This window comes from Arthrobacter cryoconiti, assembly GCF_020905375.1.
Taxonomy (GTDB): Bacteria; Actinomycetota; Actinomycetes; order Actinomycetales; family Micrococcaceae; genus Specibacter; species Specibacter cryoconiti.
Genome location: NZ_JAJJBU010000023.1, coordinates 1 through 22685, shown reverse-complemented (window position 1 = coordinate 22685; position 22685 = coordinate 1). Strand labels below are relative to the sequence as shown.

Here is a 22685-nt window from a genome sequence, read left to right as displayed (position 1 = left end):
CTGACAGGACAAGCGCCTCTTCCCCCGGCACCTGCCTATGGTTCAGCTTCTGTGGCAGACGTCTTCACAAGTGCGGCGGCCGCCATGGGCGACGATGACTTTGCCAATGTGCTGCACCTACCCGCTGCCAAGCGCATCTGTGTGGTGTTGGTCGATGGCCTGGGCAAGTCTTTGCTCAAACAGAAGGGTGCTCATGCGCCTTTTCTTCGCTCAGTCGTGGCAGCTGATACTGCTGGGGAGCATCCGCGGACCCTGCACGCAGCTTTCCCCAGTACGACGGCGACGTCACTTAGCAGTCTGGGAACCGGCGTCGTACCTGGGCTCCATGGCATGCTCGGCTATGACGTTCTAGACCCGGACCAAGACAAAGTAGTGAACCTGCTCGGCAACTGGGATGACGGCGTGGACCCCCAGCAATGGCAGCCCTTCCCCACAGTATTTGAACAGCTTCAAGGGCGTATTCCGACGGCGACTGTGAGCCTACCCAAATTTGCGCACTCGCCCATGACGGCGGCGGCCTTACGGGGCAGCACGTTCTTAGGGGCGACCTCCCCACAGGCTCGGGTTGAGCTAGCTGCACAGACGTTGGCTGCCCACCCACAAATGCTCATGTACCTGTACTGGGGCGAACTGGATAAAGCAGGACACTCCTACGGGGCCGACTCTCCGCAGTGGGAGCACCAGCTTGAGGAACTGGACGCTGCCATGAAGCGCCTGGCCGCTACAGTGCCAGCGGACACGTTGATCTTGCTCACGGCTGATCACGGCATGGTGGATGTGCCGCGGAATGCGCGGATTGATTATTCGCAGTTTCCGGAGTTGGTGGCTGGAGTACGCCATACCGCGGGGGAGCCTCGCATGGTGCAGTTGTATCTGGAGCCTGACTCCACAGAATCCGTCCGCGATAAATTGATAGCCGCATGGCTGGAGCGTTTTGCCAACAAAGCATGGGTGCTCACGCGCAATCAGGCGATAGACGCAGGATTGTTTGGTGAGGTTCGCCCCGAAGCTGCCAGCCGCATCGGCGACGTTTTGGTCATCGCCCGGGATAGCATTGCATTTTACGATCTGCGCAGGGTACGCCCGCAAGCGATCGAGGTGGTTGGACAGCACGGGTCCATCACTAAGGCTGAACGTGAAGTGCCGCTACTGCGAATACCCGTAACGCAACGTGCAGGCGGGACGCAAAAATTGCGCAAACGCCGCTGAAGCGCGCTTAGTCGCCTTTGGTACCAAACACGATCTCGTCCCAGCTGGGCACGCTTGATCGTTTTGGTTTGGCCGTAGCTTTGCGTTCAAGCCGTGCCGCCACTTCTATGTCCGATTGATCTTGCTGCTCTCCGGCGCTGCCATCGATGCCCAGTTTTGGTAGTGTGGGCTGCCCATTATTGCCTGACTGCGAGAGCCCGATGTTGCCCGTGGACGTCTGCTGTCCGCTGGCTGGGTGCCGCACAGAGGGAGCTCCTGAGACGGTAATTTCGCGTGTTGTGGGGCTAACTTCGCCCACCCCCACAACAGGGGGCTCGCCCTCGCCGTGCACGCTAGGAGCCAGCGTCAAGAAAGGGATCGCCCGAAGATGTTTTTTTCCGCGGGCGGCAGGTGAGTCCTCCGCAGCGTTGTGCGAGCTGTCGTCGTCGAGGAGGGAGGAGGTTTCTGTTTCGTTCTTGCCCATCGCCTCTGGCTGGCCACCGAGCATGGCCGCCAATTCATCGTCGCCGTCCTCATCGAGGCCAAGTCGCTGGCCGCGCTTGGAACGCAGCATGTCAAGTAGGCCATTGCCTGGATATTTGGCGTCGGCCGCCGGGGCTTCGCCGTCCGAAACGACGCCTCCTGGCGTCTCCGCAGCGCTTGCAACATCTGTGTCTTTGCCAGAGGAATTTTCTTGCGGGGTGTCAGCTTCAACGTCAAAAGGCCTGTCGACGACCGCACTCAAGCGACGTTCCGGGACTGGTCCGTCAAGGGGTTCCAGTTCGCTTAGCTGCTGGGCCCAGCGGTTGGCGTTGAAAAGCGTTTTGCGTCCCGTGTGAAAAGTCCACCGTGCGGGGGCGGGTTCGCCGATGCTGCTTGCTGGGCGGTCCGTGCCGGGTTCAAAGTCAGCGGTAACGGTCCATGAGCCATCGTGAACTCGCCAGGCGTCCCATCGAAGGGTTGAGGTGTCTATGCCGAAGGCGTTCAGGCGGTGCATGACCATTTCGCCAAGGCTGACGGGGCTGTCGCCGAAGACCGACAGATAGCCGTCGCGGCCGGTAGCGGCCGGGGCCACAATCACTTTGCGAGCTAGTTGAGCTACATGTTCGCGCTCAGCTAAAACCGGGCCTTCATAACGGCGAACCTGCTCCAGGGAAAGCCCAGCATGCTCCGCAACATCGCTAGCTGAAGCACCACTGCGAATCTGGGCTTGGATCTCACGCGGGGACAAGCGTATGCCTGTGCCGGTGGACTGTGACGGGCGGTGCGGGGACCTTATCGTGGCCAGTCGCAGGGCCTCATCGATGGGCAGCGAAAATATCTCCCCGCCGGTTCCACTGAGAAGTAGGTGTTCGCCGTCTTCATGCACACCCACCAAACGTAGATCCGTCATAGAGCCCTCCAAAGTCATTGTGTGTCACTTCAAAACTTTGCCACGCAACGGTGCCAAATCCTACTACCGGCCTAGGCGTGGCGTGAACGGAATGCCGATAACAGGCAAGCTCGGAGGCGCTTAGCTATAACCGAGTTGTTCCTAGCTGTGCTTCTGCGCCAGAAGAGCAGCAGCTAGTCGCTCGGGGTTCCGCGAGGACGTTAGCCAGTAGGGGGTCCTATCTGCCGGATCGGTGACCTCGATTTTCACCACGGGTTTAATCCACCCACGGATGCAAAGATAAGCCAAACCGTTGAGTTTGACGCCCCTTTGGGCGGTGGCATCGTCGCCGTGGAAAACGGTGACCGCACCAATATCGCCGTGTTCAATGACTGCACGGCCAACCTGCAGGGTTTGTTCGGTGACCTCGATTTTCGGGGTGGAAAGCACTAGGAGCAAGGATTGGATGACCAACATGCCAAAGAAGGCTGTCATCCCTGCAAATTTACTGATCGGGATGAAAATCAAGATCCCGGCGGCGGAAAGCCCGACCACAATGACCCACGCCCAAAAGTTGGGCCACAATTTTTCGGTGTAACGGGCTGTGGAGACGGGGGTGGCGTTGAGCGCCTGCTCTGAAGACATGAGCCAAGCTTTTCACCTTTTGCGCGGTTATTCATATTCGTCTCCTGTTCTGCTCTGATGCCGACGGTGGGAGCCAAGCCGCAGCTTCGGGATAGAGTGGGCTTCTGTGACGAATCAGACTTCCCATGAGCTGCCCGACGCCGCTGCTGCGGTTCCCACCCTGAGCGTGCAACTGCACATGCTCGACGACGGTATCGAGCCACCTCGCTACGCCCATCCGGGCGACGCAGGGGCGGATCTGCGGACCAGAATTGACGTGATGCTCGCTCCCGGCGAACGGGCACTCGTACCAACAGGAGTCTCGCTAGCGCTGCCATTTGGCTACGTTGCCCTGATACATCCTCGCTCCGGGCTTGCCACGAAACACGGCCTGAGCATTGTCAACAGCCCGGGCACGGTGGATGCAGGCTACAGGGGCGAAATTGCTGTCACCCTGCTCAATACGGACAGCCATCAGGCACTATCCCTGTCCCGTGGCGATAGAATTGCACAACTAGTGATTCAACGCGTAGAGCAGGCAGCGTTTGAGTTGGTAGCAGAACTGCCGGAATCGGTGCGCGGAACCGACGGATTTGGATCCACTGGCGGATTCTCAACCGTAACTCCCTAACGCTTGACCGGCCACTACTTACAAGGAGTTTCCACCCCATGGCTTTTGGGCTTGGCAAGAAAAAATCGAAGAACGAGGACGCGGCGGGCACAGCTCCGGCGGCCAACGCTGACGACGCTTCCACGCAAGAGGGAGGGCTGGCGTTGCCGCCAGATCCCACCGACACCGCCTATGAGCGGAAAATTCACGGGCCACTAGACGCGGACGAGATCACCGATACTGACGGCTACGTAGACCTCGGAGCACTGCTCATCACTCCACGTGTGGGCTTGTCCCTGCGGTTGGAAGTGGAAGAAAGTACCTCTCGTGTCATTGCCGTCACCTTGGATTTAAACGGCTCGAGCTTGCAGTTGCAGGCGTTCGCGGCATCTCGTTCCGAGCAGTTGTGGCGTGATATCCGCGAGCAAATCGGCGTTTCTGTAGGCTCACAGGGCGGGGAAGTCGAAGTCCTCGATGGTACTTTCGGGCCAGAAGTCCTCGCGAAAGTTCCGGCCCAAACCACTGACGGAAGCAAGGGCTTCCGCGTGGCCCGATTCGTTGGCGTGGACGGTCCGCGCTGGTTCTTGCGCGGGGTTCTTGGTGGTGATGCCGCGGTCGATCCCGAGGCTGCGAAAGAGCTTGAAGAGTTGTTCCGGGGAGTTGTGGTGGTCCGAGGCGAGACCCCCCTGCCGCCCCGCGACTTGCTGGTGCTGCGCTTGCCCAAGGACGCATCGGCCGCAGCAGGCGGTGAACTACCGGGTGACCAAACAGCCCCCGCACAAGGTGGCGAACCGTTGCGCCGAGGACCTGAAATCACGGCCATCGGCTAAGTTGGTGCACCTAAAAGATACAGGTCCACCTACACCTTCCCCTATTAACGAGCTGCGTCCGCGCGGTCGCGCAATATGTGCAGGGGTCATTGATCAGGTGAGCATTGTTCCAGCGTGCGAATATCCGCGCTACACAGCAATTCTCACGGATCGAGAGTTTCACCGCGCTGTCGTCGATGGTGGTAGTCACCGGCTTCGACTCGTCTGGCTCGGGCGGCGACGAGTGCCAGGTATCTACCCGGGTACTCGGGTATGGGTTGAAGGCATGGTCTCCCTGCGAGACGGACTGCCCACTATGTACAATCCACGCTACGAAATCATGGGAACGCAGGAGAGCTAGTTGAACGAGAACACGTCCGATCCCCTCGAGAGCGATCCGAAGGCCCAACCCAACTCTTTCGCCAATCTAGCCAACGGACTGGCGTCTGCGTCACCTTTGGTGCGCAAGGAAAACGGCCATATTGACCTTCTAGCTGCTGCCGGCGGTATCCGTGGCATCGTGGAAAGCGTTCTGCCAGGCCTAGTTTTTTTGGTGACTTTCACCCTTACCCGTGAGCTAATGGTCTCCCTGATCGGGTCCGTGGTCATTGCAGCGCTTTTCGTGATCGTGCGCTTGTTTCAGCGAACCTCACTTACGCAGTCCTTGGCTGGGATAGCTGGGGTTGCTCTTTCAGCCATTCTGGCCCTGAAAACTGGCAAGGCTGAGGACTTTTATACCATCGGTTTCTACACGAATGCGATCTATCTGGCCGCGATGGTCCTATCGATCGCCTTCCGCTGGCCAGTGCTCGGTGTGGTGTTTGGCTACGCTCGCAATGAGGGGCTCCGTTGGCGCAAGAAGCCTGAGCGGCTCCGAGCATACCGGGTTGCTACGTGGATAATGGTGGGCGTAATGGCGTTCAGGTTAGCTGTTCAGCTACCCCTGTACTTCACGGCGCAGATCGATGCTCTGGGCGCCATGCGTCTACTCATGGGGTTACCGCTTTACGTCCTGGGCTTGTGGATAGCCTGGTTGATTAGCCGGCCTGTATCAGAAGACGATATCGCAGATGGCGGAGCGGCAGGGGACACACTGGCAGCGGACGCTACGGCCATAGTAGCCGAGCGTCCGGAGCCGGAGCCCATGTCTTAGCTTCCCTTGGGCGTTGACAGCAACGCCCGCAGTTCGTCTTCCGCGGCGATCGTGGAGATGAAGAAGAGTTCATCGCGGGATTCCATCACGTCATCTTTACTGGGCGTGATGGGTGCTTCATCGCGCAGAATGGCTACGAGAGTTGCATCCTGGGGCCAGTCCACGGAACCAACCGTCAGGCCGATGATGTGTGATTCTTCCGGGACGGTGAACTCAACCAGGGAAGCTACTCCCGCCTGGAGAGTCAGGAGGCGGACCAGATCGCCGATCTCTACGGCTTCTTCGACGAGGGCTGTCATCAGACGTGGGGTGTTGACGGCGACGTCCACACCCCAGGAGTCATCAAACATCCAATCGTTCTTGGGGTTATTGACGCGGCCCACCGTCCGACCCACCCCAAATTCAGTCTTAGCGAGTAGAGAGACTACCAAATTCACTTTGTCATCGCCGGTAGCCGAGACCACCACATCAGCTTCTTGAAGCTTAGCTTCGCGTAGGGTGCTGATTTCGCACGCATCGCCAACGAGCCAACGCGCCCCCCGCAAACCACTCTTACCGATGACTTCAGGTTTGGGATCGATCAACAGCAACTCGTGGCCGTGGGACAGGAGTTCGCGGGCAATAGAGCAGCCAACGCTGCCTGCACCTACAATCACTACAAGCATCTCAGCCTTCCTTTACGGGCGGTGCCGCCAAAATTCGTGTCACTTCAGCTGTGTCCTTGCCCGTAACCATCGCGTGAACGGTGTCGCCGTCTTGATAACTGGTCCCAGATCCCGGCAGCATGCCTTCGCCGAATCGGGTTAGGTAAGCCACACGGATCGAGGCTGCCTGTTCTATCTCTTTGATACCTCGGCCAATCCACTCCGGGTTCAAGGAAATCTCAGCCAGAATCAGACGACCGGAAGGTTCACGGAAATCGCCCTTAATGGAGGTCTCAGGAAGTATCCGTCGCAGCACCTGGTCAGCGCTCCATCGAACTGCAGCCACCGTGGCAATGCCAAGACGCTGATAGATCTCTGCCCGGCCAGGATCATAGATCCGCGCAACGACGTGTTCTACATGGAACGTCTCCCGTGCCACGCGGGTGGCGAGGATATTCGAGTTGTCGCCACTGGATACGGCGGCAAATGCGTAGGCGTTCTCGATGTCGGCTTGGCGAAGGGTGTCCTGGTCAAAGCCGACGCCGGTAATTTTGCGCCCACCAAAGCCCGTTCGCAGCCGACGAAAAGCACGTTCATCCTGATCGATGATGGCCACAGAGTGCCCAGAGTCTTCCAAGGTATGGGCCAGGGTGGCGCCCACGCGACCGCAACCCATGATCACAAAGTGCGCCATTGATGCTCCTCTTGATGTGCACTGCAACGCAGTTCAGCTACTAATCTGACGGGTGGGGGGCAGCCCGGTCAAGTTGATCCAGGTCAATGTCCACCTACAAAGTGTGTCATGGCCAGTGTCTGTCATGACTTTAGCCCGTCAAGCGACTAGCGTTACCCGCGTGCTGAATTTCTTCAACGCCATCAAACGCGTCCTTGTTGGCAGGCCTTATCGAAACGACAAACTGGCGCATACGCTGCTTCCGAAGCGGATTGCGCTTCCAGTTTTCGCCTCTGACGCTCTCTCCTCGGTAGCCTATGCCCCCGACGAGATTCTACTGACCTTGGCTCTGGCGGGCGTGGCGTCTGTTGCTTTGGCCCCTTGGGTCGGCTTGGCCGTCATGGTGGTGCTGCTTACAGTGGTGGCCTCTTACCGACAGAACGTGCACGCTTACCCCTCTGGTGGCGGTGACTATGAGATCGCCAACGTCAATTTGGGTAAAACGGCAGGACTGACGGTGGCATCGGCCTTGATGGTTGACTACGTACTGACCGTGGCCGTGTCGATGTCCTCGGCGGCAAACTACTTAGCTACGGCCGTCCCGGGCTGGCATGGCACCCAAACGGTCGTCGCGGTCATCGGGGTGATAGTTCTGGCCCTGGTGAACCTGCGAGGCATCAGGGAGGCCGGCAGCGTATTTGCCGTGCCAACATACATCTTCATGTTTTGTATCTTCTCCATGACCGCGATTGGCCTGTTCCAAGCGGCGACGGGAACACTGGGGCGCGCACCGTCTGCTGACTTTGTGATCATTCCCGAAGCGGCGTTTAACCAGGGCCTGATGGGCTTGGGCGGTGCCTTCCTGCTGTTGCGGGCGTTCTCCTCTGGTGCCGCTGCCTTGACGGGTGTGGAAGCCATCAGCAACGGTGTGCCGAACTTCCGCAAGCCCAAGAGTAAAAATGCCGCAACCACCTTGCTGCTTCTTGGTGCAATAGCGGCCGGGATGATGGCGGGAATCTTGTTCTTGGCCAATGCGACGGGCGTTCACATTGTGGGTGACCCCGCCACGGAGTTCCTCGTGAACGGCGTCCCGCCGACCGCCGATTACGTGCAAAACCCCTCTATTAGCCAAATTGGCTCAACAATTTTTGGTAATGGCTCGATCCCATTCTTCATTGTTGTGGCAGCGACCGGAGTCATCTTGGTCTTTGCCTCCAACACCGCCTTCAATGGCTTCCCGGTGCTGGCGTCAATTCTGGCTCGCGACGGATACCTACCCCGCCAACTGCGCACCCGCGGAGACCGTCTTGCCTTTAGCAACGGAGTGATCCTGCTTGCTGCGGGTGCGTTGGTGCTGATCGTCGCGTTCAACGCTGACGTCACCAAGTTGATCCAGCTCTACATTGTGGGCGTTTTTATCTCCTTCACGGCCAGCCAGTTGGGCATGGTGCGGCACTGGACGCACCAACTTCGCACAGTCAAGGACCGTCCCATCCGCTTCCGGATGAAGCGCTCACGGGTCATCAACACTGTTGGTTTTTGCATGACGCTGACAGTGCTGATCATCGTGTTGATCACCAAATTTGAGCAAGGTGCCTGGATTGCTCTCCTGGCCATGGCCGTTCTGTTTGCGGTCATGTGGAGTATCCACAATCATTACGCGAACGTGGCCAAGGAACTAGCTGTGGAGACAAATTCGGCAACAAGGGCCCTGCCTGCACGAATCCATGCCGTGATTCTTGTCTCCCACGTCCGCAAGCCGGTCATGCGGGCGTTGGCATTTGCCCGCGCATCGCGGCCGTCTTCGCTGGAGGCGATCACCGTGGACCTGGACCCGGTGGAAACCGAACAAACCATAGCGGATTGGGACCGGCTGGACATCCCGGTACCGTTGACTGTGTTGGCGAGCCCTTACAGGGAAACGCTGACGCCGCTGATCAGCCACATCAAGGCCATGCGCCGGGATTCCCCGCGGGACTTGATAGTGGTGTACATCCCGGAATACGTGGTGGGCAAATGGTGGGAACAACTGGTTCACAACCAGACGGCCCTGCGCATTAAGACGCGGTTGCACTTTGAACCAGGAGTTATCGTGGCGAGCGTGCCATGGCAACTTAAGTCCTCCGCCGACGCACAGAAATATCAGGAATAGAAACCATGAGCGAGTCCACCAGCACACCCGGCCTGATCGTCACGGTCGGACCGATTGCCCACGGCGGTCATTGCGTTGCCCGTCATGAGGGACGTGTGATCTTTGTTCGCCACGCTATCCCCGGGGAGATCGTCGAGATTGCTTTAACAGAGCACGACGCCGACGCCAAGTTTTGGCGCGCGGACGTCACACGAGTACTGGAAGCGTCAGCGGATCGGGTGCAGCATTTCTGGCCGGAAGCTGACGCCTTGCGTGCCGCCAGCCGTCAGAGCATCCCCGTTGGTGGTGCTGAGTTTGGTCACGTTTCCCGGCCTAGGCAACGAGCGCTCAAGACCGCCGTTGTCCGTGAGCAACTGCAACGGCTTGGTGGACTCTCAGCGGAAATTTTGGACGAGTTATTCAGCGACGGTGTTCAAGACGTGGACTCCTCAGGCACACTCGAGCAAGCGAACGGGCTGGGCTGGCGTACACGAGTAGGCTTTGCCGTTACCCCTTCGGGCAAGGTGGGCATGCACTCTCACCGCTCGCACACAATTATTCCCATCGAGGAAATGCCTCTGGCCCTTCCCGCAGTGAACGATCTGCGGCTATGGGAGCATGACTTCACGGGAATTGAACGAGTTGAAGTGGCGGCGCCAGCCAACGGCTCTGGCGTGCTCGTGCTCGTGGCGCCGGCCGCTGGACTGAGTGAAAAAGCTGCCGGTGCTGCCGTGAAACGGGTTGCGCGCTCTTTGGCGGGATGCCAAACTCCTCCGTCGGTGGCTCGGTGGAATTTTGAATCCGGGGCTATTGAAGTCCAAAGCGGCCGAGGTTGGGTCAGGGAAACCACGGCAGATCATGAGTTTAGAGTAACGGGCGACGGCTTCTGGCAGATCCACCGCAATGCCCCCAAGATTCTTACCGATGCGGCTCTTGGCGCACTACTTGAAGGTGGATATCTCAATGATGGTGCCCACGTAGCTGATCTGTATGCCGGTGCAGGCCTGTTTAGCGCCCCACTGGCTGACGCGGTGGGTCCGCAGGGGAGCGTATTGTCCGTAGAAGCCGCACCGGGCACCAGTCGTGATGCGCGCAAGAACCTGCATTCCGCCGCTCAGGTGGAGATTGTCCAGAGCCGCGTTGAGCAGGTCATGGGAGGGGAACGTCGCGGCCTTTCCGCCGTCGTGCTTGACCCGCCACGTGCCGGAGCTGGAAAGTCGGTGGTGCGCTCTCTGGTAGCACAACGGCCGTCCGCTATTGTTTACGTCTCTTGCGATCCGGCCTCACTTGCCAGAGACGTGAAGTACTTTGCCAATGCTGGTTGGCAGGTAGATCGGATCACAGCCTTCGATCTCTATCCGCACACCCATCATGTGGAAACGGTGGTACGGCTGACCAAGGTAACTCCGTCAAAGAAGACTGATCTGGGCCGCTCTTGAGCGATAAAGGGACGCACGGAAAGGCGGGGTCGCGGGATCTGACCCGTAGTAAACCCAAGAGCACGCTTGTTGCTGAACGCCGGGACGAGCATAAACGTGCAGCTTTAGCGTTAGCGCGCAGCAAACTACTACCCGTGGACTCGGCAGCACTGGAACGCGATGGGCTAACGCAAGCGCAGGTCCATGAGCGCCGAGTGTTAGAACTCGATAACAACGTAGCGCATGAGAGCAGCCGCAGTATCTGGGCCATCGTTCGTTCGAACGTTTTTACCCTGTTCAACGCAGTGCTGGGCAGCGCACTAGTTTTGGTTCTGTTGGTGGGCGACCCCCGGGATGCCCTATTCGGTTTTATCGTGGTGGCCAACGCAGCCATCGGCGTGGTCCAGGAATATCGGTCCAAGCGGACCCTCGACAAATTGGCGGTGTTACACGCGCCGAAGGCATTGGTGCGCCGGGATGGTCTTGAAGCCGAGGTTTCCGTGGGCGAGGTTCTCTATGACGATCTTCTGCTCTTGCGGACGGGAGATCAGATTCCCGCTGACGCCACAGTTCTTTTCTGCGAGTCCTTGGAAGTTGATGAGTCGCTACTCACTGGTGAATCAGAGCCTGTCACGAAGGCTGCGGGGGATAAGGCGCTTTCCGGATCTGCTGTTGTGGCCGGACACGGTGCAGCACGAGTCCATGGGGTGGGCACAGACTCCTACGCGAGCGCTCTGACAGCCGAGGCCCGCAGGTTTTCATTGGTGAATTCGGAGATTCGCAATTCGATCAACCGCATCATCGTCTACATTGCGTGGGCACTGATCCCGATTATCGCCTTGGTAGTGAATGGGCAGATGAATGCCTATGGTGGCTGGGCGGCGTCGATTGCGTCGGGGCAGTGGAAAGTAGCTGTCGTCAGTGCCGTCGCCAGTATTGTGGCAATGATCCCTGAGGGGTTGGTGCTGCTGACGAGCATTTCATTCGGGATGGCGGCCATTTCTCTGGCCAGACGCAATGTTTTGGTCCAAGAGCTGCCCGCAGTGGAGGGACTGGCACGGGTGGACATGGTCTGTCTGGACAAGACCGGAACCCTGACCGAGGGGCGGATGGAATGGGCAAGTACCGCTGTGCTCAATCCCGTCCTTGGGTGGGAGAGCGCCCTGGCTTGGACTGCTGCGGATCCTAACGCAAATGCGACGGCGGCAGCCATGGCGGGGCAGTATGCCGTGGTGCTGGCGTTGGAGCCGCTGGACGTCGTGGCGTTTAGCAGTGCCCGTAAGTTCAGCGCCGTCACCTTCGGCGCAGGTACCGCAGCTGGAACGTGGGTCATCGGGGCGCCAGAGGTGGTGTTGGCGACGGCCGGCACCCCAGAGGCGCAGGCGGCTTTGAAACTCTCCCACGAAGCGGCAGGACGCGGACTTCGCGCAATCATTCTCGCGCACCGTGTCGAATCGGTTAGCAGCGCCCCAGAGGAAAACTATTCTCTGACGGGATTAATACCCGTGGCCCTGGTGGTCTTCCGTGAAAAAGTACGGCCGGATGCGGCGGCGACTTTGGCGTATTTCCGCGAGCAGGGTGTCGCCTTGAAAATCATCTCCGGAGATAACCCGCGCACAGTGGCCGCCGTGGCCCGTGACGTCGGGTTCGACTTTGCTGGCGACGGTTACGACGCCCGTCATCTTCCGCAGGACCAGCACGCCATGGCCGAGGTACTCGAGCGTGAGAGCGTGCTTGGCAGGGTCACCCCGGAGCAGAAGAAAGCCATCGTCTTGGCCTTGCAAAGCCGCGACCACGTGGTCGCCATGACCGGTGACGGCGTTAACGACGCGCTGGCGCTAAAGTACGCCGACATCGGAATTGCCATGGGCAGCGGGGCAGCAGCGACCAAGGCAGTTTCTCGCCTGGTGCTACTCGACGGCCAATTTTCCCACCTCCCGTCTGTGGTGGCTGAAGGCCGGCGCGTCATTGCCAACGTGGAGCGTGTGGCCAACCTTTTCTTGAGCAAAACTGTCTATGCGATCATCATTTCCATTGTGATCGGCATCTTGCTGTGGCCTTATCCGTTCCTGCCACGCCAGCTTTCAGTCGTCAGTTCCATGACGATTGGTATCCCAGCATTCTTTCTAGCCCTGTTGCCCAACAGCCGACGCTATAAGCCGGGTTTTTTGCGGCGCGCGTTGATGTTCTCTATCCCGGCAGGCGCCATCATGGCCGGCTGTATCATGGCGGTCTATTCCTTTGCCCGGGCCTTCCCTAACCCTGCGCTGGGGGAAGCGGAAGCTACGACGGCGGCACAGACAGCGACCACCCTGACAGTGCTCTTGGTGGCCCTGTGGGTACTCGGCGCGCTGGCTCGACCGTTCGATTTCTGGCGCACATTGTTGGTCTCAGCTTTGGTGGCAACTCTGGCTCTCATCATGGCCGTGCCGTTTTCGCGGAACTTCTTTGCTCTTGACATCCCGTCAGGAGCACTGTTAGCGGCTACCATTGGAGTAACTGCAATGGGCTGCCTCGCCGTCGAACTTTTATATAGATTTCTAAAGAAACGTGGCGCGGTATCCGAACGTGAGTAAGGCATGCCTAACTGGCATCAGACCCCCTTGCGTGACCAAGATAAAAGTAGTGGCGAGAGGAGTCCATCCATGACTAATGTGGACAGCTTCGGTTCCAAAGGCGTACTTAATGTAGCCGGTACCGAATACGAGATTTTCCGGCTGAACTCGGTTGAAGGCGCGAAGAGCCTTCCGTTCAGCCTTAAGGTATTGCTGGAGAACCTTCTGCGCACCGAAGATGGTGCAAATATTACTGCCGGCCACGTTCGTGCCTTGGCAGGTTGGGATCCCAATGCGGAGCCCGACACGGAAATTCAATTCACGCCAGCGCGCGTCATCATGCAGGACTTCACCGGAGTGCCTTGCATCGTTGACTTGGCCACCATGCGCGAAGCCGTCAAGGAACTCGGTGGCGACCCCACCCGCGTGAATCCGCTGGCGCCCGCTGAGATGGTGATTGACCACTCTGTACAGATTGATGTGTTCGGAAACTCCGGCGCGATCGAGCGCAACATGGATATCGAGTACCAGCGCAACCGTGAGCGCTACCAGTTCCTGCGTTGGGGGCAGAGCGCGTTTGAAGACTTTAAAGTCGTCCCTCCGGGAATGGGAATTGTCCACCAGGTAAACATTGAGTACCTGGCTCGGACTGTCATGACCCGCGAGGTGGACGGTGTGCTCCGTGCCTACCCGGATACCCTTGTTGGTACCGACTCGCACACCACCATGGTCAACGGTCTGGGTGTTCTTGGCTGGGGCGTTGGTGGCATCGAAGCTGAAGCCGCCATGCTTGGTCAGCCCATCTCGATGTTGATCCCGCGCGTCGTGGGCTTCAAGCTAACCGGGTCCATCCCGGCAGGTGCCACAGCAACCGACGTCGTGCTAACGATCACCGAGCAGTTGCGCAAGCATGGCGTGGTGGGCAAGTTCGTGGAGTTCTACGGAGAAGGTGTCGCTGCAGTGCCGCTGGCGAACCGTGCCACGATCGGTAACATGAGCCCGGAATTCGGATCCACGGCCGCAATCTTCCCCATTGATGACGTCACACTAGACTATTTGCGTCTAACCGGTCGTAGCGATGAGCAAGTAGCGCTCGTCGAGGCTTACGCCAAGGAGCAGGGCCTCTGGCACGATCCTTCCGTTGAGATTGCGTTCTCCGAGTACCTAGGTCTTGACCTTTCCACAGTGGTGCCTTCCATTTCCGGACCTAAGCGCCCGCAGGATCGCATTGAGCTGACAAATTCCAAGAACCAGTTCCGCTCTGACCTGAAGAACTACGTCGCTACTGACGCCAATGCTGATGGCAACACAGTGGATGAGTGCTTGGAAGAATCCTTCCCAGCCTCAGACGCTCCGTCGTTTACTCATCCGGGTAGTCACCAGCATGACACCGAGCGGCCAGTTGTTTCCGCTGCGACCGGGGCAGAAGGACGACCTTCAGCACCGATCCATGTGAAGAACGAATCCGGCGTCGAATTTGAACTTGACCATGGTGCAGTTTCCATCGCCTCGATCACCTCTTGCACCAACACGTCCAACCCCTCGGTCATGCTGGCAGCAGCAGTGCTGGCCCGCAACGCCGTCAACAAGGGCTTGGTCTCCAAGCCGTGGGTCAAGACCTCAGTTGCTCCCGGCTCGAAGGTCGTCACTGACTACTACGAAAAGTCCGGGTTGGTTCCGTACTTGGAGAAGTTGGGCTTCTACACCGTCGGCTACGGCTGCACCACTTGCATTGGTAACTCCGGACCGTTGGACACGGAGATCTCAGCGGCCATCGCTGAGAACGATCTTTCAGTGACGGCTGTCCTCTCGGGTAACCGCAACTTTGAAGGCCGCATCAACCCAGACGTGAAGATGAACTATTTGGCTTCCCCGCCCTTGGTCATCGCGTACGCACTGGCTGGCTCCATGGACTTCGACTTCGAAAAAGATTCCTTGGGCCAGGATGCCGACGGCACCGATGTTTTCCTTGCAGATATCTGGCCGAACCCGGTTGAGGTCCAAGAGGTCATGGATGCCTCGATCGACCGTGAGATGTTTACGAGCTCCTACGCCACGATCTTTGATGGCGACGAGCGTTGGAAGTCACTGTCTACCCCCGAAGGCAACATCTTCGAGTGGGACCCGAAGTCAACGTATGTTCGCAAGCCTCCGTACTTTGATGGGATGAGCGCAGACGTTGAGCCGGTGGAGGACATCACCGGAGCGCGGGTTCTGCTCAAACTCGGCGATTCGGTCACCACTGACCACATCAGCCCGGCAGGTTCCTTCAAGTCTGACACCCCCGCTGGAGCGTACTTGCTGGCCAATGGGGTGGAACGCAAGGACTTCAACTCCTACGGTTCACGCCGTGGCAATCATGAGGTCATGATTCGTGGAACGTTCGCGAATATCCGTATTCGCAACGAGCTCTTGGACAACGTTGAAGGTGGCTTCACCCGCGACTTCACCGTCGATGGGGCCCCGCAGGCGTTTGTTTATGATGCTTCGGTCAACTATCAGAACGCTGGCATCCCGCTGGTCGTTTTGGCAGGCAAGGAATACGGATCCGGATCCTCCCGTGACTGGGCGGCTAAGGGTACCGCGCTGCTGGGCGTGAAAGCTGTTGTGGCTGAGAGCTACGAACGCATCCACCGCTCAAACCTGATCGGCATGGGAGTGCTTCCCCTGCAGTACCCAGCTGGTGTGACTGCGGAGTCATTGGGCCTTAACGGCACCGAAACATTCGCGGTCGAAGGCGTGACCGGATTGAACAACGGCACCACTCCCAAGACGCTGAAGGTCACTGCTGTCGCTGAGGATGGAAACACTGTCAGCTTTGACGCGGTGTTGCGCATCGACACACCAGGTGAGGCAGACTACTACCGAAATGGTGGCATCTTGCAGTACGTGCTGCGCCAGATCGCTGCATCTTCCTAAAGCATCAAGAGTATTTTGCTGGGTGGGTTTCCGGGGGACCGGGGTCCCACCCAGCAGCTTTTAAGTGGCGAGTCTCGAGTCTTTGTCTTTGACCGGGTCTGAACGCGATATTGTTAGATCTTGTCAGGGCACCAGGGAGGTACCAGTGGGAATTTTGGAAAGCATCGCGCATCCGCGAGATCTTAACAAGCTAAGTGACGCCCAAATGGTGTCATTGGCCCAAGAGATACGCGATTTTTTGATCTCAAACGTCTCTCAGACTGGCGGGCATCTTGGTCCGAATCTAGGCGTCGTGGAGCTGACCTTGGCTATTCATCGGGTTTTCGATTCGCCTCGCGACAGCATTGTCTTCGATACCGGGCACCAATCGTATGTGCACAAACTGCTGACGGGTCGTCAAGACTTTTCCACTTTGCGCCAACAAGGTGGCATGTCCGGGTACCCCTCGCGAGCCGAATCCGTCCATGACATCGTAGAAAGTTCCCACGCGTCTTCCTCACTTTCCTGGGCTGACGGGATTTCCCGTGCCCGCAAGATCAATGGGGAGAACGACCGCCACGTAGTTGCTGTTGTTGGCGATGGCGCCCTCACTGGGGGAATGACGTGGGAAGCCCTGAACAACATTGCGGCGGACAAAGACCGCAAAGTGGTGATCGTGGTCAATGATAATGGCCGCTCCTACGCACCAACCGTGGGTGGACTGGCAGATTATTTAGCATCTTTGCGCCCGGCGATTGATCACGTGCGTACTCATCAAAAGTACGAGGCTTCGATGTCTTGGGGCAAAAAACTACTCCAAGATAGCAACGCTGCTGGACAGTTTGTTTACAAGGGATTGCATGCTGCGAAGAAGGGCATCAAAGACTGGTGGACACCTCAAGGTCTCTTTGATGATTTGGGGCTGAAATACGTAGGTCCCGTGGACGGCCACAATGAAAAAGCAATGGAGACGGCGCTTACTGCTGCCAAGAACTATGGCGGACCGGTCATTGTGCATGCGTTTACGGAAAAGGGTCGCGGTTATGCGCCGGCACGCGCGCACAAAGCAGACCAGTTCCATGCGGTGGGAGTCATTGACCCTGAGACGGGCATCTCAGTTGATACTCCGAGCGGAAAATCCTGGACCGGCGTCTTTGGCGAAGAAATTGCTCAGATTGCTGATGAGCGTGACGACGTCGTCGCGGTCACCGGAGCTATGTTGATTCCCGTGGGCCTGCAAAAGTTCGCCGACAAGTACCCGCAACGCGTAGTAGATGTGGGAATTGCGGAACAGCACGCCGTCACTATGGCGGCTGGACTCGCGTTCGGTGGTCTCCACCCCGTTGTCGCAATTTACGCTACGTTCCTCAACCGCGCCTTTGACCAACTACTCATGGATGTCGCCTTGCATAAAGCTGGCGTGACTTTGGTGTTGGACCGGGCGGGTGTCACGGGGCCAGATGGTGCAAGTCACCACGGCATGTGGGACCTATCGATCTTGCAGGTCGTGCCGGGGATACATCTTGCCGCACCACGGGACGCTGAACGTCTGCGTGAGGAACTACGCGAAGCCTTGGCCATCGAAAATGCACCGAGTGTTCTTCGTTATTCAAAAGGAACGGTGGGGCCCGAGGTTAAGGCGATTGAACGCCTGTATGACGGGGTGGATGTGTTGGCCCGCATTAGCCACGACATGCCGGATGCGGGGCAGGACCCGCAGACAGATGTGTTGATAGTCAGTGTTGGCGCCATGAGCGAGCTTGCTCTGGACGTGGCAACCCGTATTAGCGCCCAAGGCATCACCTCCACGGTGGTGGACCCGCGCTGGGTATTGCCAGTGCCGCGATCGATCATCCAGTTGGCTTCTCATCACCGCATAGTGATTGTCATCGAGGACGGGGTTCGGTCCGGTGGGGTTGGTTCACGAATCCGGCAGGAGTTGCGTGCCGCCGGAGTTGATACTGCCCTGAATGAAGTGGGGTTACCGGTAGAATTTTTGGACCATGGCACACGTGCGCAGGTACTCGAACGCGTTGGGCTGACGGCTCAACGGGTATCGCAGGATGTGGTGGAACAGGTTCTAGGTACGAAGGTTCCGTTTGCTCGGCCGCTACCTGGCCAGGAGGCCCCCCGTACCGGTCAGCTGCCCATTCTGTGAGCGTGCCCGGCCTGTGCACCGGGGACCTCATAGTCTCACGAAACCGAAAGTTTGACGGCACAGCCCACTGGGTCGTGCCGGGACGTTATCTAGGCTCTGATGAGCACGGACACTGGATCTTCCAAGGTACTGGAGAGTTCATTTCTCGGCCGGGGGCGGCCCTCTATACCGAGTCTGACGCCGTCTTGCTTGTCCCTCACGAGGGTGACTGGGTGGCGACGTTTTACGACGAAGCCCATCCCGCCGGCGTCGAACTTTACATAGATTTGGCCTGCGACTTTTCGTGGCACCGCATCCGCGCCGGGGTTATTGAATTCCATATGGTAGATATGGATTTGGATGTGATCCGCAGTAGTGGAGGGGGCCTGTTCGTTGATGACGAGGACGAGTTTTTAGAACATCGCGTGAAAATGAATTACCCAGCCGAACTGTGCATCCGCATGGAATCGGCTTCCAAAGTCCTGATGGAGTCCGTTGCGACCCGCCAGGCGCCCTTTGACGGCCGCGAGACGGCCTGGTTCACCCTGGGAAGGACAATGCCATGAGCGAGACCGAGGACATTTCTGTCGATATCAACATTGTGCGGATGTACAAGAAGGACGATGAAGGCGCGCTCGTCTTTCGAGAAGCTTGGGTTGATGCCGGCGAAACTGATAAGGAAGAAAACTACTTTGTCCTCAACCATGGTGTGGTGGGGCATCAGAGTACGTCCAAGGAGTCTTCGGTGGATAACGAAGACGAAGCGCGTGGACTGCTTGATGCCTTCAAAGCCCAGTGCACGCAGGACGGTTATGCGGTTCTTGACCGCGAGGCTCAAGTTGTGGTGGTGGCGCAGTTCGCGCTGAAAAACGCGCGTGCCACTGATCGGGACAAATACTTGCAAGAAAAGGCGGTTGAAGCGATTACTGCCCACCTTGCGTGGAGAGGAAGCGGAATTGTAGAAAAGTCCGAAATTGTGGAAGGGCCGCACTCCACTGGAAAACTCAATATCTATATTTTGGCCCCTGATGCGGCACGGGCCGTCGCCAATATCAAGGTGTGCATCCGTGAGGAAAAGCTCGATTTCACCAAACTGAGTATCGGTGTTGCCCCGGCCAATGATCTTTTGGCGATCAAGGCCAAGCATTCACCCTCTGGCGGGACTGTCTTCAGTCTTTAGACAGTCGACTGTTCGCTAGAGTGGACGCATGACTGAATACCGCCAAGTGGGAATGTCCGGACTGACCGTTTCAACCGTCGGGCTTGGGTGCAATAACCTGGGCCGCACTGGATCGGTGACGGCGACTCAGGAGGGCAGCGACGCCGTCGTCCATGCAGCGCTAGATGCGGGCATCACGCTCTTTGATGTGGCTGACATGTACGGCTCATTTCCTGGCCAGAGCGAGACCATGCTGGCGAAGGCGTTGGGAAACGAACGGGAAAACGTCATTGTTGCCACTAAGTTTGGATTGGACGCTGGCGGAGCCAACGGTGTTGATTGGGGCCGGCGGGGTTCGCGAAAATATATTTTGCAATCGGTAGAAGCATCCCTGCGCCGCTTGGGCACAGACTACATAGACCTGTACTATTATCATTCGCCGGATCCGCTAACGTCCATTGCTGAAACGCTTGCAACCATGGATGAGCTAGTGACAGCGGGCAAAGTTCGCTACCTGGGGCACTCAAACATGGCAGGTTGGCAGATTTCTCAGGCAGAATTCACGGCCCGCATGGCGGGTGGAAATCGCTTTGTTGCCAGCCAAAACCACTACAACTTATTAGACCGGCGGGCTGAATTAGAGGTCACTGCGGCCGCTGAGGCGTTTGGGCTGGGCGTGATGCCTTACTACCCATTGGCAAACGGGCTGTTGACTGGGAAATACAGCTCTGGAAAGGCGCCAGAAGGTAGCCGCCTGACGTATACCCGTGAGCACATGCTGGCCGGAGCCGATCTGGCCCAGCTGCACCAACTGGGTACCTTTGCCGCTGATAGGGGGCTGACGGAGGTACAGGTGGCGTTCTCGTGGCTTGCCGCGCAACCGTCAGTCGCGAGTGTCATTGCCGGAGCCACCCGACCCGAACAGGTGAGCGAGAATGCTTTAGCGGCTTCTTGGAAGCCGACGGAGGAGGATCTTGCCAGACTTGATGAGATCTTCCCGTCCACAGCACGAGTAGCCCTATTCTAAGCGCTTTCTTGCTTGACGCTCTCTTGGTCTTGTCCGGCGTCAGAGGGTAGGGTGCGGCGCATCAAGGCGGCGAGCACTAGAGCGATGAGTGCCATCAGTGTTGCTGTGGAGAATGCGGCGCGCATGCCCGCAACGAGATCGCCGTTGGCCGAGACCAGCGCGAAGATGGAGACTAACAGGGCGGTGCCTGCTGCGCCTGCTACCTGCTGTAGGGTGCTCATGATCGCAGAACCGTGTGTATATAGTTTCGGTGGCAATGGGTTGAGCCCGGTGGTGATAGCCGGGGTGAATAGCATGGCCAGGCCCAGGCTGAGGGTGGTTTGGACTACAACTATCCACCACACAGGTGTGTGCGCAGTGAGTTGGGAGTACTGAAAGAGGCATAGCACCATCAGGAGAGCGCCGGTCAGTGTCAGCGGCAGGGGACCAATTTTATCGAACAAGCGCCCGACTATAGGTCCGGTAATACCCATGACCAGTCCACCGGGGAGCAGAATTAGTCCTGTCTGCTGTGCACTGACGTCTAGGACTGACTGTAGATAGATGGGCAGTAGCAGCACGCCGCCAAACAATGCCATCATGGCCACCATCAACAGCAGTGTGGAAATGGTGAACAACTTGTAGGTGAAGGCGCGTAAGTCCAACAATGGCGCGTTGCTTCGCTGTAGCTTGAGCTGGCGATTGACGAATAATGCCATTGCCGAAAAACCGGCCGCGAGAGCCAAGATGGCGGCCACGTTGGGGCCGTCTCCGGTGGTTTTAACGCCAATTTGGCTCAGGCCATAGACGATCCCACCAAAGGCTGGAACTGTCAGGATGACGGAGGCTACGTCTAGTCGTTGGCTGCCTCGTTTTCCAACGTTGGTCAGAAATTTGAAACCAATCCCGATGACAAGCAGCGTAATAGGGAGCACAAAAATGAACATGAAACGCCAGCTGAAGTGTTCAAGGATGAAGCCGGAGACCGTGGGGCCCAAGGCGGGGGCAACGGAAATGGCAATAGTGACGTTTCCCATGACGAGGCCGCGTTTAGAAACAGGGACCAATGTCAAGATAGTCGTCATAAGCAGCGGCAGCACTATGGCAGTGCCGCAGGCTTGGATAATGCGGGCAGCGAGCAGAACACCAAATCCGGGTGCTACGGCGGCAAGGCTTGTACCTAGTGTAAATAGGCCCATTGATATCAGGAACGCTTGACGAGTTGTGAGCTTTTCGAGGATAAAACCGGTTGTAGGAATGACGATTGCCATGGTCAGCATGAACCCGGTCGATAGCCATTGAACGGTGCTGGAATTGACGTTGAGCTCAGTAATCAGGCGGGGCAGCGCAACATTGAGTATGGTCTCGTTGAGGAACACGACAAACGTGGCGGCCAATAGCGTGCCAATCACGATGACGGATTTAGGGGACAGCTTCTCGGCAGAGCTATTCGTCGAATGCTGTGTGGATGCTGCCGGGTCTATAGCGGTGTCTTTGGACAAGATGAGCCTTACGACTGGAAATGAGCAAGTTCGAAGTCTTCGCGGCCGACCCCTCATATTATGACTCTGCTGTGGCCACCGATCACGTCCCGGGATCGCTGGCAAGTTTCGCGGCTCCGATTGGGTCAGTTCTTTGATTATGCTTTAGATATTTGTCGAAGCAAAATCATTGCCTTAACAGTCAAACGGCCCGCAATTTCATCGATGATACTACCGTGGGCGATATGGCTTGGGACTGTTCAGGACTTCCCTTCTTCGGGGTTCCCGCGGACGACGGTAGCGAGTATCGGGTGCGAAGCGGGCGCTCGTGCATGACTGGTAATTCGACGAATGCGTGAACGCCGTTTTGAGCAATCAGGTAACTTTGCAAGGAGGCAACGTCAAGAATTCAAGGCGCTAGTCACGGTGGGCCCTTACACGTCGCTTTTACGGCTCAGAAAACGATCTGTCTCCTGCCAGTCACGTGGATTCTGACCCATACTTCAATGTCGTGGTGTGAGCCGTTGTTCACTGGGGCGACATGGCTGGACCGGAATGAGTCAGGCGCCTGTTCAAATCAGCTAGAACAGCGTGCGTCTCGGTATACGCGGAAGCCGGTTCGCTATGCCACCTCCTCCCACCTGACTCGGTCAGTGGGGTGTGCCTGGTAGGGGTGGGGGTGTTGTTGTGTAGTGGTGGCCGGTTGGTGTGGTGATGGTGGTGTAGGCCCTGGCATTGGTGGCATTGGTGGCATTGGTGGCATTGGTGGCATTGGTGTTGACGGTGTTGGTGGTGTGTGGGTTGGGGTGGGGTTGTGTGTGCCATCC

General features: G+C 57.8%; 18 protein-coding genes. 13 read left to right on the top strand and 5 right to left on the bottom strand.

Annotation, left to right across the window (positions count from 1 at the left end; all coding sequences use genetic code 11):
• Complete coding sequence (locus LOH53_RS11980) at positions 1 to 1209, top strand: alkaline phosphatase family protein (RefSeq protein ID WP_230068086.1); 1209 nt, start codon at positions 1 to 3, stop codon at positions 1207 to 1209.
• 7 nt (positions 1210 to 1216) lie between these two features.
• On the opposite strand, the gene sepH is transcribed toward LOH53_RS11980, so the two are convergent.
• Both sepH and LOH53_RS11970 read right to left on the bottom strand, forming a co-directional pair.
• Positions 1217 to 2581 carry a septation protein SepH gene (gene sepH, locus LOH53_RS11975; protein WP_230067981.1) on the bottom strand — a complete coding sequence of 455 codons (1365 nt, stop codon included), beginning with the start codon at positions 2579 to 2581 and terminating at the stop codon, positions 1217 to 1219.
• 141 nt (positions 2582 to 2722) lie between these two features.
• On the bottom strand, positions 2723 to 3205 hold the full coding sequence (locus LOH53_RS11970; RefSeq protein WP_230067980.1) for a DUF3093 domain-containing protein: 483 nt from the start codon (positions 3203 to 3205) through the stop codon (positions 2723 to 2725).
• A 106-nt stretch (positions 3206 to 3311) separates the two neighbouring features.
• Between LOH53_RS11970 and dut the strand changes: the two genes are divergently transcribed.
• The 4 genes from dut to LOH53_RS11950 all read left to right on the top strand — a co-directional run bounded on the left by dut (position 3312) and on the right by LOH53_RS11950 (position 5756).
• Positions 3312 to 3815 (top strand): dUTP diphosphatase, encoded by a 504-nt coding sequence (gene dut / locus LOH53_RS11965; RefSeq protein WP_230067979.1) that lies wholly within the window; start codon positions 3312 to 3314, stop codon positions 3813 to 3815.
• 38 nt (positions 3816 to 3853) lie between these two features.
• On the top strand, positions 3854 to 4624 hold the full coding sequence (locus LOH53_RS11960) for a DUF3710 domain-containing protein (RefSeq protein WP_230067978.1): 771 nt from the start codon (positions 3854 to 3856) through the stop codon (positions 4622 to 4624).
• A 97-nt stretch (positions 4625 to 4721) separates the two neighbouring features.
• Positions 4722 to 4964: a single stranded DNA-binding domain-containing protein gene (locus tag LOH53_RS11955; protein ID WP_230067977.1), complete on the top strand. Its 243-nt coding sequence runs from the start codon at positions 4722 to 4724 to the stop codon at positions 4962 to 4964.
• The gene (locus tag LOH53_RS11950; RefSeq protein ID WP_230067976.1) at positions 4965 to 5756 is read left to right on the top strand and encodes a DUF3159 domain-containing protein; all 792 of its coding nucleotides are present in this window, start codon (positions 4965 to 4967) and stop codon (positions 5754 to 5756) included.
• On the opposite strand, the gene LOH53_RS11945 is transcribed toward LOH53_RS11950, so the two are convergent.
• Complete coding sequence (locus tag LOH53_RS11945; protein WP_230067975.1) at positions 5753 to 6421, bottom strand: potassium channel family protein; 669 nt, start codon at positions 6419 to 6421, stop codon at positions 5753 to 5755. The genes LOH53_RS11950 and LOH53_RS11945 overlap by 4 nt on opposite strands.
• Position 6422: 1 nt before the next feature.
• Entirely contained in the window at positions 6423 to 7094 is a 672-nt protein-coding gene (locus LOH53_RS11940; protein WP_230067974.1) for a potassium channel family protein, read from the bottom strand.
• A gap of 124 nt (positions 7095 to 7218) precedes the next feature.
• Here LOH53_RS11940 and LOH53_RS11935 point away from each other — a divergent pair, with 124 nt between their 5' ends.
• From LOH53_RS11935 to LOH53_RS11900, 8 genes are all read left to right on the top strand, one after another.
• On the top strand, positions 7219 to 9225 hold the full coding sequence (locus LOH53_RS11935) for an APC family permease (RefSeq protein ID WP_230067973.1): 2007 nt from the start codon (positions 7219 to 7221) through the stop codon (positions 9223 to 9225).
• Positions 9226 to 9230: 5 nt separating this feature from the next.
• Positions 9231 to 10643 carry a class I SAM-dependent RNA methyltransferase gene (locus tag LOH53_RS11930; RefSeq protein WP_230067972.1) on the top strand — a complete coding sequence of 471 codons (1413 nt, stop codon included), beginning with the start codon at positions 9231 to 9233 and terminating at the stop codon, positions 10641 to 10643.
• A gap of 134 nt (positions 10644 to 10777) precedes the next feature.
• Positions 10778 to 13198 carry an HAD-IC family P-type ATPase gene (locus LOH53_RS11925; protein ID WP_230067971.1) on the top strand — a complete coding sequence of 807 codons (2421 nt, stop codon included), beginning with the start codon at positions 10778 to 10780 and terminating at the stop codon, positions 13196 to 13198.
• Between the two features lie 69 nt (positions 13199 to 13267).
• On the top strand, positions 13268 to 16096 hold the full coding sequence (locus tag LOH53_RS11920) for an aconitate hydratase (RefSeq protein WP_230067970.1): 2829 nt from the start codon (positions 13268 to 13270) through the stop codon (positions 16094 to 16096).
• Between the two features lie 145 nt (positions 16097 to 16241).
• Positions 16242 to 18233 carry a 1-deoxy-D-xylulose-5-phosphate synthase gene (dxs, locus tag LOH53_RS11915; RefSeq protein ID WP_230067969.1) on the top strand — a complete coding sequence of 664 codons (1992 nt, stop codon included), beginning with the start codon at positions 16242 to 16244 and terminating at the stop codon, positions 18231 to 18233.
• 2 nt (positions 18234 to 18235) lie between these two features.
• Positions 18236 to 18778, top strand: a complete 543-nt coding sequence (locus tag LOH53_RS11910; RefSeq protein WP_230067968.1) for a DUF402 domain-containing protein — start codon at positions 18236 to 18238, stop codon at positions 18776 to 18778.
• Positions 18775 to 19392 (top strand): hypothetical protein, encoded by a 618-nt coding sequence (locus tag LOH53_RS11905; RefSeq protein WP_230067967.1) that lies wholly within the window; start codon positions 18775 to 18777, stop codon positions 19390 to 19392. The genes LOH53_RS11910 and LOH53_RS11905 overlap by 4 nt, the downstream gene beginning before the upstream one ends.
• A gap of 28 nt (positions 19393 to 19420) precedes the next feature.
• Positions 19421 to 20398 carry an aldo/keto reductase gene (locus tag LOH53_RS11900; protein ID WP_230067966.1) on the top strand — a complete coding sequence of 326 codons (978 nt, stop codon included), beginning with the start codon at positions 19421 to 19423 and terminating at the stop codon, positions 20396 to 20398.
• Here the strand turns inward: LOH53_RS11900 and LOH53_RS11895 are convergent.
• Positions 20395 to 21936 carry an MDR family MFS transporter gene (locus LOH53_RS11895; protein WP_376991715.1) on the bottom strand — a complete coding sequence of 514 codons (1542 nt, stop codon included), beginning with the start codon at positions 21934 to 21936 and terminating at the stop codon, positions 20395 to 20397. The two genes, LOH53_RS11900 and LOH53_RS11895, sit on opposite strands and share 4 nt — an antisense overlap.
• Between the last annotated feature and the right edge of the window lie 749 nt (positions 21937 to 22685).

What these genes read in the sequence shown, in the direction of transcription:
- LOH53_RS11920 (WP_230067970.1), top strand. Translation starts at nt 13,268, where the DNA reads ATGACTAATGTGGACAGCTTCGGTTCCAAAGGCGTACTTAATGTAGCC.
- LOH53_RS11895 (WP_376991715.1), bottom strand. Translation starts at nt 21,936, where the DNA reads ATGAGGGGTCGGCCGCGAAGACTTCGAACTTGCTCATTTCCAGTCGTA.
- LOH53_RS11905 (WP_230067967.1), top strand. Translation starts at nt 18,775, where the DNA reads ATGAGCGAGACCGAGGACATTTCTGTCGATATCAACATTGTGCGGATG.
- LOH53_RS11940 (WP_230067974.1), bottom strand. Translation starts at nt 7,094, where the DNA reads ATGGCGCACTTTGTGATCATGGGTTGCGGTCGCGTGGGCGCCACCCTG.
- LOH53_RS11935 (WP_230067973.1), top strand. Translation starts at nt 7,219, where the DNA reads ATGACTTTAGCCCGTCAAGCGACTAGCGTTACCCGCGTGCTGAATTTC.
- LOH53_RS11945 (WP_230067975.1), bottom strand. Translation starts at nt 6,421, where the DNA reads ATGCTTGTAGTGATTGTAGGTGCAGGCAGCGTTGGCTGCTCTATTGCC.
- LOH53_RS11900 (WP_230067966.1), top strand. Translation starts at nt 19,421, where the DNA reads ATGACTGAATACCGCCAAGTGGGAATGTCCGGACTGACCGTTTCAACC.
- sepH (WP_230067981.1), bottom strand. Translation starts at nt 2,581, where the DNA reads ATGACGGATCTACGTTTGGTGGGTGTGCATGAAGACGGCGAACACCTA.
- LOH53_RS11930 (WP_230067972.1), top strand. Translation starts at nt 9,231, where the DNA reads ATGAGCGAGTCCACCAGCACACCCGGCCTGATCGTCACGGTCGGACCG.
- LOH53_RS11970 (WP_230067980.1), bottom strand. Translation starts at nt 3,205, where the DNA reads ATGTCTTCAGAGCAGGCGCTCAACGCCACCCCCGTCTCCACAGCCCGT.
- LOH53_RS11960 (WP_230067978.1), top strand. Translation starts at nt 3,854, where the DNA reads ATGGCTTTTGGGCTTGGCAAGAAAAAATCGAAGAACGAGGACGCGGCG.